The sequence below is a fragment of the Ditibartonella apis genome, from assembly GCF_001952075.1.
Taxonomy (GTDB): Bacteria; Pseudomonadota; Alphaproteobacteria; order Rhizobiales; family Rhizobiaceae; genus Bartonella; species Bartonella apis.
Genome location: NZ_LXYU01000001.1, coordinates 60,790 through 73,885 on the forward strand (window position 1 = coordinate 60,790; position 13,096 = coordinate 73,885).

General features: G+C 46.0%; 9 protein-coding genes. 8 read left to right on the plus strand and 1 reads right to left on the minus strand.

The window, feature by feature from the left end; all coding sequences use genetic code 11:
* Positions 1–4 precede the first annotated feature (4 nt).
* Complete coding sequence (moaA, locus tag PEB0122_RS00285) at positions 5–1,012, plus strand: GTP 3',8-cyclase MoaA (RefSeq protein ID WP_075869792.1); 1,008 nt, start codon at positions 5–7, stop codon at positions 1,010–1,012.
* Between the two features lie 439 nt (positions 1,013–1,451).
* Here the strand turns inward: moaA and PEB0122_RS00290 are convergent, their stop codons facing one another.
* Complete coding sequence (locus PEB0122_RS00290) at positions 1,452–2,396, minus strand: 2-hydroxyacid dehydrogenase (RefSeq protein ID WP_075915192.1); 945 nt, start codon at positions 2,394–2,396, stop codon at positions 1,452–1,454.
* Positions 2,397–2,643: 247 nt separating this feature from the next.
* Here PEB0122_RS00290 and PEB0122_RS00295 point away from each other — a divergent pair, with 247 nt between their 5' ends.
* The 7 genes from PEB0122_RS00295 to ileS all read left to right on the plus strand — a co-directional run bounded on the left by PEB0122_RS00295 (position 2,644) and on the right by ileS (position 12,843).
* Positions 2,644–3,888, plus strand: coding sequence for an aminopeptidase (locus PEB0122_RS00295; protein ID WP_075915193.1), 1,245 nt, complete (start codon positions 2,644–2,646; stop codon positions 3,886–3,888).
* Between the two features lie 561 nt (positions 3,889–4,449).
* Positions 4,450–5,325 (plus strand): bifunctional DNA-formamidopyrimidine glycosylase/DNA-(apurinic or apyrimidinic site) lyase, encoded by an 876-nt coding sequence (gene mutM, locus PEB0122_RS00300; protein ID WP_075915194.1) that lies wholly within the window; start codon positions 4,450–4,452, stop codon positions 5,323–5,325.
* A 164-nt stretch (positions 5,326–5,489) separates the two neighbouring features.
* Complete coding sequence (locus PEB0122_RS00305) at positions 5,490–6,872, plus strand: dipeptidase (protein ID WP_075915195.1); 1,383 nt, start codon at positions 5,490–5,492, stop codon at positions 6,870–6,872.
* Positions 6,873–6,882: 10 nt separating this feature from the next.
* Positions 6,883–7,503, plus strand: coding sequence for a ribonuclease D (locus PEB0122_RS00310; protein ID WP_075869787.1), 621 nt, complete (start codon positions 6,883–6,885; stop codon positions 7,501–7,503).
* A 200-nt stretch (positions 7,504–7,703) separates the two neighbouring features.
* Positions 7,704–8,447, plus strand: coding sequence for an outer membrane protein (locus tag PEB0122_RS00315; protein WP_075913537.1), 744 nt, complete (start codon positions 7,704–7,706; stop codon positions 8,445–8,447).
* 485 nt (positions 8,448–8,932) lie between these two features.
* Positions 8,933–9,682, plus strand: a complete 750-nt coding sequence (locus PEB0122_RS00320; protein WP_075869785.1) for an outer membrane protein — start codon at positions 8,933–8,935, stop codon at positions 9,680–9,682.
* A gap of 245 nt (positions 9,683–9,927) precedes the next feature.
* The gene (ileS, locus tag PEB0122_RS00325) at positions 9,928–12,843 is read left to right on the plus strand and encodes an isoleucine--tRNA ligase (protein WP_075915196.1); all 2,916 of its coding nucleotides are present in this window, start codon (positions 9,928–9,930) and stop codon (positions 12,841–12,843) included.
* Positions 12,844–13,096 lie beyond the last annotated feature (253 nt).

Below are 13,096 nucleotides of genomic sequence, written 5' to 3' on the forward strand. Positions count from 1 at the left end.
GAGAGTGCAAAAAACACCAGATTCAAAGTTGGTTGATCCTTTCGGCAGAAAGATCAGCTATCTGCGACTTTCTGTAACCGATCGTTGTGATTTACGCTGTGTTTACTGCATGGCGGAAGAAATGGTGTTTTTACCCAAAAAAGAGCTTCTGACGATTGAGGAACTTTACCGTGTTGCGAGCCGGATGATTGATCTTGGTGTCACCAAAATCCGTCTTACCGGTGGCGAACCATTGGTACGCCGCAATATTATGGTTTTGTTCGAAATGCTGGGGAAGCATCTCGGACATGGTCTTGAAGAATTGACACTGACAACCAATGGAACATTGCTCGCCCGTTACGCAGAGGCACTTGTTCAAAATGGTGTCAAACGTGTCAACGTCTCTCTCGATACACTTGACCCTGTCCGCTATCACCAATTGACCCGTCGCGGTGATATTGCCCATGTGCTTGCCGGTATTGATGCGGCACAAAAAGCCGGATTGAAAGTCAAGTTGAACGCTGTAGCCATGCGTGGCGGCTTTCTTGGTGAAGTTGATGATCTCATCCGTTTTGCCCATGGGCGCGGTATGGATCTTACAGTCATTGAAGAAATGCCGATGGGCTATACCGGTCACGACCGTTATGAAACCTTCCTGTCACTCGGCGCTTTACGGAAAAGTCTTGAACAACGCTGGACATTGGTTCCGGATGCGCATTGTTCAGGCGGCCCTGCCCGTTATGTAACAGTCAAGGAAACGGGTGGTAGACTTGGGTTTATTACGCCTCTTTCATGCGATTTCTGTGCTTCGTGCAATCGTGTGCGCATCGGTTCGACCGGTAAACTTTATCCCTGCATGGGGCAATCCGGCATGGTCGAATTGCGTGAAGCTATCAGAAGCTCCGAAAGTGATGAAAAGCTGACAGAACTTATCCTGAAAGCAATCGACAGCAAGCCGAAGGGACATGAATTTTCAATCGAAAAAGATGGTATTTGCGGGCTAAGCCGTCACATGTCGGAGCTCGGCGGTTGATTGCAGTTCACCTGCGACATAAAAGCTGACAGGGCCGCTTAAACAGAACGGAAAACATCGTTATTTGTAACCGGAATTGGTCGTCGTGCACCAACTCTATAATGCGTTCGTTTTCTTGGTGATGGTCGGAATTACGAGCGCCCGTTTTCAAGCGCATCCTCTGCGGTGTGAGTTAGACGATCAAACCAGATTTTTTTGTCTTTTATCTGATCAAACAGGAAAGTTTCAAAACCTCTTTCCAGCGGCTTTGGACAGGCACAAAAATTGCGCAATCCATCTTTCCATCAAATAAAATAAGCACTGTATCGGGCTACAGTGCTTATATTCCCGTTTACCAACTTTTTCGGTGATAAACATCGTAAAGAATGCGCTTTTTGAAAAGCATTCCCCAACTATCTGCCAAGAGACCGCATGTCTCATTCCCGACAGATATTCAACCTCAAAGTTTAACTTCCGAAGGCAAAGGTTTGTCGGCGAAAAAGGCGTCAATATTTTCCACCACAAGATCGGACATTCTGTCGCGTGTTTCAACAGTGCCACTGCCATGGTGGGGATAGAAAACCACATTCTCGAGCTTATAGAATGCCGGATTGATGTTCGGCTCGTTAAGATAGACATCAAGACCGGCCGTTTCCAATTCTTTGCTTTGCAAGGCTTTAATCATGGCATCTTCATCAATAACCGTGCCGCGAGAGATATTAATAAGAGAACCGCGGTTTCCAAGTGCTGCAATCACTTCTTTGGAAATCAGTTTTTCAGTTTCCTTGCCGCCCGTTACTGCAACAACCAGAATATCCGACCACTTGGCAAGTTCGACGAGCGAGGGGAAAAACTGATAAGCGACATCCGGTTTTTTATGGCGGCCGTAATAGCCGATTGCGAGCCCGCAACTTTCAAACCGTTTGGCAATAGCATGTCCAATCCGCCCTAGTCCGACGACACCGGCGCGTTTTCCGGCAGTTGTTTCTGTGAGAGCCATCGGCCCTTTTTTGGCCCACTCACCGGAGCGCACATAATGATCACCGAAAACAAGCCTGCGACGGGCGGCGAGCATCAACATCAATGCCACATCGGCAACGTCATCGGTCAACACATCCGGCGTATTGGTTAAACGGATTTTATGATCCTTCAGGTCTTTCAGATTAACCTGATCAAAACCGGCTGTCACACAGGCAACAAGCCCGACTTGTGGCAGTTTCGAAATCAGATTTTTGTCAAAAACAATATTGCCGGTACTGATAACTGCACGACAATCTTTTGCATTTTTTTCAATAAAACCGTCATTATCCTTGACCAAATCCGCGCGTAATAAATGATAACGTTTGTCGAGGTCTCCCATTTGACGCTCTTCAAGTGGACTTAGTACCAATATATCCTGTTTCACATTATTCTCCCTCTGGTTTTATTAAATTATTCTCCAACAAAAGATATTAATGAATAGAACCTTACTGTCTATCGAAATTTTTAAACTCCACTAAAGTTTTAAATTCTGTTTCCAATGCCGGTCCCGTTTCGTTCCCGTTTTTCTCCGTCGTTATTCCGAAGTGCCTTTAATATTGCTGTCAAAAACATTATTATTTGTTCAGTAGATGTCATTTGGCGATTTTTAATTTCAAAAGGAAACACCCGCAATGAATGAAGACCAATCTGTTATCGATCCTCAAAAGCTTGACCGGCTCGCAGAAGTCGCCGTCAAGGTCGGTCTCAACCTGCAGAAAGGTCAAGATCTCGTCCTCACAAGCCCGCTCGCGGCACTTCCACTGGTGCGCCGGATTGCCTATCACGCTTATAAAGCCGGTGCCGGTGTTGTTACCCCTATTTTCAGCGATGAAGAAATGACGCTTTGTCGTTTCAAAGATGCTCATGAAAAGAGTTTCGATAAGGCAGCAAGCTGGCTTTATGAAGGTATGGCAAGAGCCTACGCAAACGGGGCGGCCCGTCTTGCTATCGCCGGTGATAATCCGTCACTTCTTGCTAATGAAGATCCAGCCAAAGTATCACGCGTAAACAAGGCTACATCACTCGCCTATCAACCGGCACTAGAAAAAATTGCCGGTTTTGACATCAACTGGAATATCGTTTCCTATCCCAATCCGTCATGGGCGGCCGTGGTTTTTCCGGATTTGCCAATCATCGAGGCGACAAAAAAACTTGCAGATGCAATATTTTCTGCTTCCCGTGTTGATAAGCCGGATGCAATCGGCGCATGGAAAGATCATAATGCCAATCTGAAAAAACATGCAAAATGGTTGAATGACCAACGATTTTCTGCCCTTCATTATAGTGGCCCCGGAACAGATCTCACAATCGGTCTTGCTGATGGTCATGAATGGCAAGGCGGTGCCTCAAAAGCAAAAAATGGCGTTATCTGCAATCCCAATATTCCGACCGAAGAAGTTTTCACGACACCTCACGCCCATCGGGTTGAAGGTCATGTAAGCTCGACAAAGCCTCTATCCTATCAAGGCACATTGATTGACAACATCAAAGTACGTTTTGAAAAAGGGCGTATTGTTGAAGCGCACGCTTCGAAAGGCGAAAAAGTATTGCAACAGATATTGGATACCGATGAAGGTGCCCGTCATTTGGGCGAAGTTGCTCTCGTTCCCAATTCATCGCCAATTTCTGCAAGCGGCCTGTTGTTCTATAATACATTATTTGATGAAAATGCGGCCTGCCACATCGCCCTTGGACAATGCTATTCAAAATGCTTCTTGCGCGGAGCCGCACTATCGAAAGAACAAATTGAAAAACAGGGAGGCAATAAAAGCCTTATCCATATCGACTGGATGATCGGGTCGGGAGAAATCGATATTGACGGTATCACCGCTGACGGGAAAAAAGTTCCGGTCTTCAGAAAAGGCGAATGGGCTTAATTACGCCCATTTTTTTGAACAACCCGATTTAAAAATACGGATTTCGTTTTTTATTAAAAATTCGAAATCCGTTTTAACATGACTAAAAACAACAAAAAGGCCGGGGAATAACCCGACCTTCCGTTATGCAATGACTGCCAGTACATCCGTGGTCAATCACCGCTGTATTGAACCTAATTTAGGTGTGTTATCGTGCTTTTTCAAGTAGATAACATTTAATTGTGTTCGATAGATAACAGTTCAGGATTAACAATCCGTTAATTTTTTACCCCATACAGTCCTATTTTCACGACATTATATATTAAAAATGTTTTTATAATCCAGTGTGGTTAAAGAACGTTTCGTATCACTTTATTTGATGACAATTTTAAAATTTTTTTGCGACTTATTGTTCGGTAAAAAATACCATTCCACTATCTACAAAACTCAATTTTCCAAGAGAAAAACTTTTCCCCGACCTTAAAATCCGCTCGCGTAACCATTATTTTTAGTAAGTCAATGTTATATGCCTGAACCGGAGCGGTTGAAATAAACTTCCGCTTATAATCAAAGCAATCGTATATGCCTGAGCTTCCTGAAGTTGAAACTGTAAAACGTGGTCTCGAACCAAGCTTCACCCATGCGAAGATAATAAGTGTCAAGCAGAACCGGCCGGATTTACGTTTTCCATTTCCGGAAAATTTTCAGTCCCGTCTTACCGGTCGTGAAATTATTGGCCTCGGACGGCGGGCAAAATATCTGCTTATCCATCTTGATAATGATGAAACCATTATAAGCCATTTGGGCATGTCCGGTTCGTGGCGAATTGAAAACACGACACTTGGTTCCTATTATCATGAAACAAACAAGCTTGCGGCACATGACCATTTTGAAATGGATATCAGAACGCCGAATGGTGAGTTTTTACATGCCGTCTATAATGACCCGCGCCGTTTCGGTTTTATGCTTTTGACAAAAACCACAGAGCTGGAACACCATAAATTGTTGGCCCATTTAGGCCCCGAACCAACAGGAAACGGTCTTTCAGGTGCCTATCTCAACGACGTTTTGCATAACAGGAAAGCCCCTCTTAAAGCCGCACTTCTCAATCAGTCCATCATTGCCGGTCTTGGAAATATTTATGTTTGCGAGGCTTTATGGCGAAGTCACCTTTCTCCAAAACGCAAATCATCGACATTAGGGGCAAAATCTGCGGCAGCGCAAAAAAAATCTGCAATCCTTGCACAAAATATCCGCGATGTTATCAACGAAGCCATCGAAGCGGGTGGCTCTTCCCTACGCGATTACGTTCATGCAGATGGTTCGCTCGGCTATTTCCAACACCGGTTTTCTGTTTATGACCGTGAAGGGGAACCATGCCCCGAATGTGGAAAGGCTATAAAACGAATTATCCAATCCGGCCGTTCGAGTTTTTATTGCACGCATTGTCAAAGGTAATATCGGGGAAGAGACGTGAGAAATTTACAGTAATGCAAAACCGGAAACTTTGTACCGGATATGATGTAACAACTGCTAACAAGTCAAAAATGATGCGAACGGCTTGCAAAACAGCTTAAGAGGCTTAAAGTTGTTTTTCAATTTACTAACTGCAGGTGCACTCCATGCTTGACAAAGTTTTATCCCGTCTTGATGCAAATCTTGATAATAGTCTGCAACATGTCTTTGACCTGTTGCGCATCCCTTCTATTTCGACCGACCCGAAATATAAGGATGATTGTCGCAAAGCTGCCGATTGGCTGGTCGATGATTTGAAATCGATCGGTTTTGAAGCCTCGCGCCGCGATACCACCGGCAATCCCATGGTTGTTGCCCATCATCCGGGACCGACAAAAGATGCTCCCCATGTTTTGTTTTATGGCCACTATGATGTGCAGCCGGTTGACCCCCTCAACCTTTGGGAAGATGATCCTTTCGATCCGAAAATAAAACAGTTAAACGGTGAAAAGGTCATTGCCGCGCGCGGTGCCGGTGACGACAAGGGACAGCTTATGACATTTGTCGAAGCATGCCGCGCCTTTAAAAAGGAAACCGGTACCCTTCCGGTTGCAGTTACTATCCTGTTCGAGGGGGAAGAGGAATCCGGCTCTCCTTCGCTACAACCATTTTTGCATGCCCACAAAGACGAATTGAAGGCCGATTACGCACTTGTCTGCGACACAACCATGTGGGACGCTAATACGCCTTCTATTTCTATAGCGCTGAGAGGCATGGTTGGTGAGGAAATCATCATCAAAGGTGCCGATCGCGATCTGCATTCCGGCCACTTTGGCGGTGCTGCGGCAAATCCCATTCAAATTCTCGCAAAAATTATTGCTGGCCTGCACGATGAAAACGGCCATGTAACCCTTAAAGGATTCTATGACGGGGTAGAAGAAACACCGGAAGCTGTTTTGAAATCGTGGAACGCACTTAATCGTGGTCCTAAAGAATTTCTCGGCCCCGTGGGCTTGTCGATTCCGGCAGGTGAAAAGGGACGCACCGTACTTGAAATGACATGGGCAAGACCGACCGCCGAGGTCAATGGCATTAGCGGCGGTTACGAGGGAGAAGGCTTCAAAACCGTTATTGCCGCCAAAGCCAGTGCAAAAATTTCCTTCAGACTTGTTCACAAACAAGATCCGGCAAAAATCAGAAAATCATTCCGTGATTATGTTCGTTCCCAAATTCCGGCCGACTGTTCGGTTGAATTTAAAGATCACGGCGCTTCTCCGGCAATCAACCTTGCCTATGATTCGGCTCTTGTCCAGCTTGCCAAGAAAGCTTTGACCGAAGAATGGAACAAACCGGCTATTCTTGCAGCCATGGGCGGCTCTATTCCGATTGTCGGTGATTTCCAATCTCTTCTCGGTATGGAATCATTGCTTGTCGGTTTCGGGCTCGACGACGATCGCATCCATTCTCCAAATGAAAAATACAATCTCAAATCATTCCATAAAGGCCAACGCTCCTGGGCAAGAATTCTAGCTGCTTTGGGAAACAAATAGGACAATAAGAATGGCTAAAATACGCGTTCACAAAGGTGATTTGCCTGACTTGAAAAATTATAATGTCAAGGAAGTTGCCATTGACACTGAAACTCTGGGGCTTCAGCCCCATCGCGACCGGCTCTGCGTCGTCCAGATTTCACCGGGAGACGGCACTGCCGATGTTATCCAGATTGCCAAGGGGCAAAAGACGGCACCAAATCTTGTAAAGATTCTGAAAGATCCTGACATCACCAAAATCTTCCATTTCGGCCGTTTCGACCTCGCCGTATTGGCTCTGACATTCGGTGTCATGGCAAGACCGGTTTTCTGCACAAAAATTGCCTCGAAGCTCACCCGCACATATACTGACCGGCATGGTTTAAAGGACCTTGTCGCCGAACTTCTTGAAATCAATATTTCCAAACAACAGCAGTCATCCGACTGGGGTGCTGACGAACTGTCTCCCGCACAAGTCGAATATGCAGCAACCGATGTTCTTTATCTTCACCGGTTGAAAGCGATTCTTGCAGCCAGGCTCATCAGGGATGGCCGCGAGAGTGTGGCAAAATCGTGTTTCGAATTCCTGCCATCAAGGTCGGAACTTGATCTTATTGGCTTTCCCGAAGTCGATATTTTCGCCCATAGTTGATTCGCAAAACACATTTTTAAATTACAAAACGCCGGTTTTCCGGCGTTTTTTTATACTTTGTTTACCATACTGAAGAGCTTCTTGCCTAAATAGCTCAAAAAAAGGCTCATTCCACTTGCTGTGGCATTTTTGCTACAGACTTTATAGTCGCACAAACTATAGTGGCCTCAATCGCAATACATTTCGCGTGGAGTTAACAAATGAAAATAAAATATCTCGTTGCTGCTTCGGCTTTGGCTTTGACCGCTGCGTCCAGCGCACAAGCTGCTGACGTTGTCATGAATCAGGAACCGGCTCCGGTTGTTGCCGCTCCTGCTTTCTCCTGGACCGGCTTCTATGCTGGTGGTCAAATCGGTGGTTCATGGTCTGATACAGACCAGAAGATCAAAGGCCGTAGCGATGCAAAAGACTTTGCCGGTTTCGGTAAATCCTTCTCACCGGATCCATCAGGTTTCATCGGCGGTCTTTATGCCGGTTACAACTATGATCTTGGCAATAACATCGTTCTCGGTGCCGACACAGACTGGATCTGGGGTGACATGGACGAAAGCGATAGCAAGTCCTACCTCAAAGGCACAGAAGACGAATTCAAAGTTAGCGGCAAGATCAAAGAGAAATGGGCTGGATCAACCCGTGCTCGCATCGGCTACTCGATGGATCGCTGGATGCCTTATTTTGCTGGTGGTGTTGCTTATGCCAAGATCGATTCCGATGCCAAGTTCTCGGATGCTGATGGTGTTTACAGCAAGGCCAGTGGCAACAAGACTTTGACCGGTTACACTTTGGGCGCCGGCGTTGATTATGCCATGACCGACCACATCATCCTTCGTGCTGAATATCGTTACACCGATTTCGGCGACAAGGACTTCGGCAACAAAGACTTCAAATATAACGTAGATTACAAGACCAACGACGTACGCGTTGGTGTTGCTTACAAATTCTAATTCTTTTCAAAGAATTGAAAAAGAAGCCCTGCAGGAAACTACGGGGCTTTTTTTATTATCTTGTTCAACCTTTTTATCTCTTGTCTTGCCTATTGATAGAACCGGAAGACCTGCATTCAATGGAAAGTTCGTCACAAAACCGGATTAAATGCATGGCTATTCCATAAAAATGGAACATGGGAAACGGACACGGTCTGTTCTCTTTGACACAAAAATCGATTTGGCATATAAGTCGCCGTCTTGAAAAATTAACGGAAAATTTGCGAATCGACGTCGTAAAGCCCGGTTTTGATTCTGATCAAAAAGCGTTTTCGACACTTTTTTTAAAAAACGACCCGCATTTTTTCTATATTTTTCAACCCTCCTCGCATTTTATTGAGGTTTTTGTTTCAGTTTTTGCGAGGTGTGTCTTTCGTGCTACAGCAATTCTTATCCGAATAAACTATATAAGTTCAGACGGCATTTTATTGCATTGGAGAATAAAAATGAAAATTAGATATCTTATTGCTGCTTCCGCAGCTGCTCTTACAGCAGCTTCTGCAGCACAAGCTGCTGACGTTGTAGCAAATCAGGAGCCAGCTCCTGTTGTTGCAGCACCTGCTTTCTCTTGGACCGGCTTCTATGCTGGTGCCCAGATCGGCGGTTCCTGGTCTGACACAGACCTTAAGGGCAAATACCAGGGTGCAAATGGCGACTGGAGCCGTAGACAAGGCTTCTCTCCTGATCCGTCAGGCTTCATCGGTGGCATTTATGCCGGTTATAACTATGACCTCGGCAACAACATTGTTATCGGTGCTGATACCGACTGGGTATGGGGCGACATGGACGAGAGCGACAAGCGTTCTTACCAGTTTTCTGATGGTTCGGAATTCAGCCTTAACGGTAAGTTGAAGGAACAGTGGGCCGGTTCAACACGTGCTCGTGTTGGTTATGCAGTTGACCGCTGGATGCCTTACATCGCTGGTGGTGTTGCTTACGCCAAGGTTGATTCACACTTCCGCATGAAAGATGCTAGCGGCAATACAATCCCTGGTTATTCAGCTAGCGATAGCGATACACTCGTCGGTTGGACAATCGGCGCTGGTTTCGACTATGCTATGACAGACCACATCATCCTTCGTGCTGAATATCGTTACACCGACTTCGGTGACGAAGACTACAGCAAGAACAACATCAAGTACAATGTTGACTACAAGACCAACGATTTCCGCGTTGGTGTTGCTTACAAGTTCTAATTTAATCGAACTTTGTTTTGGAAAGGCTCCGTATTTTACGGGGCCTTTTCTTTTTGTCGATTTTTCAGTTTTCTTTCTGTTTCATCTCATGATAAAGCCATGCATCATGAGTGTACATTTTTCTGAACTGTTGACGTTACGAATTATTAGCCCGATCTTCACTCTTGCCTGATAAGTGCAAAGGTTCGAAAGATCGGGAGAGATAATCATTTCGATTAAATGACGTTCGACAGGAATTTTTAAACATGTCAAATAAAGACCAAGCCATGGATTATTCAAAAACCCTTTACCTGCCCAAAACCGACTTTCCGATGCGTGCCGGATTACCGCAAAAAGAGCCGGAAATTGTCAAACGTTGGGAAGAGATGGATCTCTACAGCGCACTGCGCAAACAGGCTGTCGACCGGCCGCTATACGTTTTGCATGATGGCCCTCCTTACGCCAATGGAGATATCCATATCGGGCATGCTTTGAATAAAATTTTAAAGGATACAATCGTCCGTTCTTTCCAGATGCGGGGCTATAATGCCAATTATGTACCCGGCTGGGATTGCCATGGGCTGCCTATCGAATGGAAGATCGAAGAAAAATATCGTGCAAAAGGCAAGAATAAAGACGATATTCCGATTAACGAATTCCGTCAGGAATGTCGGGAATTTGCCAAACATTGGGTTGAAACCCAATCAGATGAATTCAAACGTCTCGGCATTATCGGAGATTTCAAAAATCCTTACACAACAATGGCTTTCCATTCGGAGGCACGGATTGTCGGCGAATTGATGAAATTTGCCATGTCCGACCAGCTTTATCGCGGCTCCAAACCCGTTATGTGGTCGGTGGTGGAACGCACCGCTTTGGCGGAAGCCGAGGTCGAATATCACGATGTTGAATCCGACACGATCTGGGTCAAATTTCCGGTGCTAAAAGCCAAGGCCGATGATTTGTCGGGAGCCTTTGTCGTCATCTGGACAACGACTCCTTGGACAATTCCCGGTAACCGTGCTGTTGCTTATTCTTCCCGCATTCCTTATGGGCTTTATCAGGTTGTGGATGCTGAAAATGATTATGGCCCGAAGCCCGGTGAAAAACTTATATTTGCTGATGCACTGGCCGAAGAAAGTGCAAAAAAAGCAAAACTGACTTTCAGAAAACTTCGCTCTTTGAACCCTTCAGAACTTGAGACGATGTTGCTTTCCCATCCGCTCAAAGGCTTCGCCAATGATTATGCATTCAAAGTTCCTCTGCTTGACGGTGACCATGTAACGGCTGATTCCGGTACGGGTTTTGTTCACACCGCTCCTAGTCATGGGCGCGAAGACTTTGAAGTATGGGTTGCCAATAAAGCAAAGATAGAGGAACTCGGCATTGATTCATCAATTCCATTTCCTGTTGATGATGCCGGTTATTACACCAAGGACGCGCCGGGTTTCGGCCCTGATCGCGAAGGTGGTGCTTCACGTGTCATTGATGATAATGGTAAATATGGCGATGCCAATAAAACCGTTATCGCCCTCTTGATTGAAAAAGATATGCTCTTTGCCCGCGGGCGTATCAAGCACTCTTATCCGCATAGCTGGCGTTCCAAGAAACCCGTTATCTTCCGGAACACACCGCAATGGTTTGTCTATATGGACAAAAAACTTGCTGACGGCACCACATTGCGCGAACGTGCCCTCAAAGCGGTCCAAGATACACGTTTTGTGCCACCGGCAGGACAAAACCGTATCGGAGCCATGATGGAAGATCGTCCCGATTGGGTATTATCCCGCCAACGTGCATGGGGTGTTCCCATTGCAATTTTCGTCAAGGAAAACGGCGAAATTCTCAAAGACGAGGCTGTCAACAAGCGCATTGTCGATGCTTTTGAAAAAGAAGGTGCCGACGCCTGGTTCAAAGAAGGCGCGAGAGAGCGTTTTCTGGGTGAACATGCAAAAGAAGATTGGCAGCCGGTTCATGACATTCTTGATGTCTGGTTCGATTCGGGCTGCACACATGTCTTTACCCTTGAGGATCGGCCCGATTTGAAATGGCCGGCCGATCTTTATCTTGAAGGATCCGACCAACACCGTGGATGGTTCCATTCTTCGATGCTGGAAAGCTGCGGTACCCGCGGAAGAGCACCTTATAACGCCATATTGACGCACGGTTTCACACTCGACGAGCAAGGCAAGAAAATGTCGAAATCGTTGGGCAATACTGTGGCTCCGCAAGACGTTATCAATACTTCCGGCGCCGATATTTTGCGCCTTTGGGTAATGACAACCGATTATTGGGAAGATCAGCGTCTAGGAAGGAATATCATCCAGACCAATGTCGATTCCTATCGGAAACTCCGCAATGTTATTCGCTGGATGCTTGGTACTCTCGCCTATGACGAGGGTGAAAACATTGCCTATGAAGATATGCCGGACCTTGAAAAGTTCATGTTGCATCGCCTTTATGAATTGGACGGGCTTGTCAACGAGGCTTATGACGGGTTCGATTTCAAACGCATCACCCGTGCATTGCTTGATTTTTCAATCGTCGACCTTTCTGCTTTCTATTTCGATATCCGGAAAGATTCGCTTTATTGCGATGCGCCCTCTTCAATAAAGCGCAAATCAGCAATCCATGTTGTGCGCGAGATATTTGAACGCATGGTCACATGGCTTGCCCCGATGCTTCCATTCACAATGGAAGAAGCCTGGCTTGAACGGCATCCGGAAAGCAAATCGGTCCACTTCGAACAGTTCCGTAAAACGCCCGATAGCTGGTGTGATAACGAATTGAACGAGCGCTGGCGCAAAATTCGTCAGGTCCGTAAAGTTGTCACAGGTGCACTTGAACTTGAAAGAGCTGAAAAACATATCGGTTCTTCATTGGAAGCAGCCCCCGTCGTCTATATTTCCGACCTTGATTTGTTGAAAGCGGTCGAGGGGATGGATATGGCAGAAATATCGATCACAAGTGATATTGTCATTACCAATGCTGAAGCACCAAAAGATGCTTTCCGGCTTGATGATGTCAAAGGTGTTGCTGTGGAATTTCATAAAGCTGACGGTAAAAAATGTGCCCGTTCATGGCGCTATACCCAGGATGTCGGGAGTGATCCCGAATATCCGGATGTATCGGCACGTGACGCAGCAGCGTTGCATGAGCTTCATGCACTCGGAAAGATCTGATAAATAAAAGGTACTGGCAGAGCTATTGCTTTGCCAGTAGCCAACACGTCATACGACGTCATCATCCTTCCTTATTGCCGGGGGGATTGCCGTCAAGGCACATCTCATGCTAAGGGTTTGGTCTATAAGTGCCAATTTCTGGCACAAAAAGGTGTCGTTATCTGCCCGAGGGGTGGAGTAATAAAAGCAATTTTTGGCGGCGGAGCCGGGAACGGATTAGCAGTGAAGAAACGCGAAGTAGCAATTATTGTAA

What these genes read in the sequence shown, in the direction of transcription:
- PEB0122_RS00310 (WP_075869787.1), top strand. Translation starts at nt 6,883, where the DNA reads ATGGCTAAAATACGCGTTCACAAAGGTGATTTGCCTGACTTGAAAAAT.
- mutM (WP_075915194.1), top strand. Translation starts at nt 4,450, where the DNA reads ATGCCTGAGCTTCCTGAAGTTGAAACTGTAAAACGTGGTCTCGAACCA.
- PEB0122_RS00305 (WP_075915195.1), top strand. Translation starts at nt 5,490, where the DNA reads ATGCTTGACAAAGTTTTATCCCGTCTTGATGCAAATCTTGATAATAGT.
- PEB0122_RS00320 (WP_075869785.1), top strand. Translation starts at nt 8,933, where the DNA reads ATGAAAATTAGATATCTTATTGCTGCTTCCGCAGCTGCTCTTACAGCA.
- PEB0122_RS00295 (WP_075915193.1), top strand. Translation starts at nt 2,644, where the DNA reads ATGAATGAAGACCAATCTGTTATCGATCCTCAAAAGCTTGACCGGCTC.
- ileS (WP_075915196.1), top strand. Translation starts at nt 9,928, where the DNA reads ATGTCAAATAAAGACCAAGCCATGGATTATTCAAAAACCCTTTACCTG.
- PEB0122_RS00315 (WP_075913537.1), top strand. Translation starts at nt 7,704, where the DNA reads ATGAAAATAAAATATCTCGTTGCTGCTTCGGCTTTGGCTTTGACCGCT.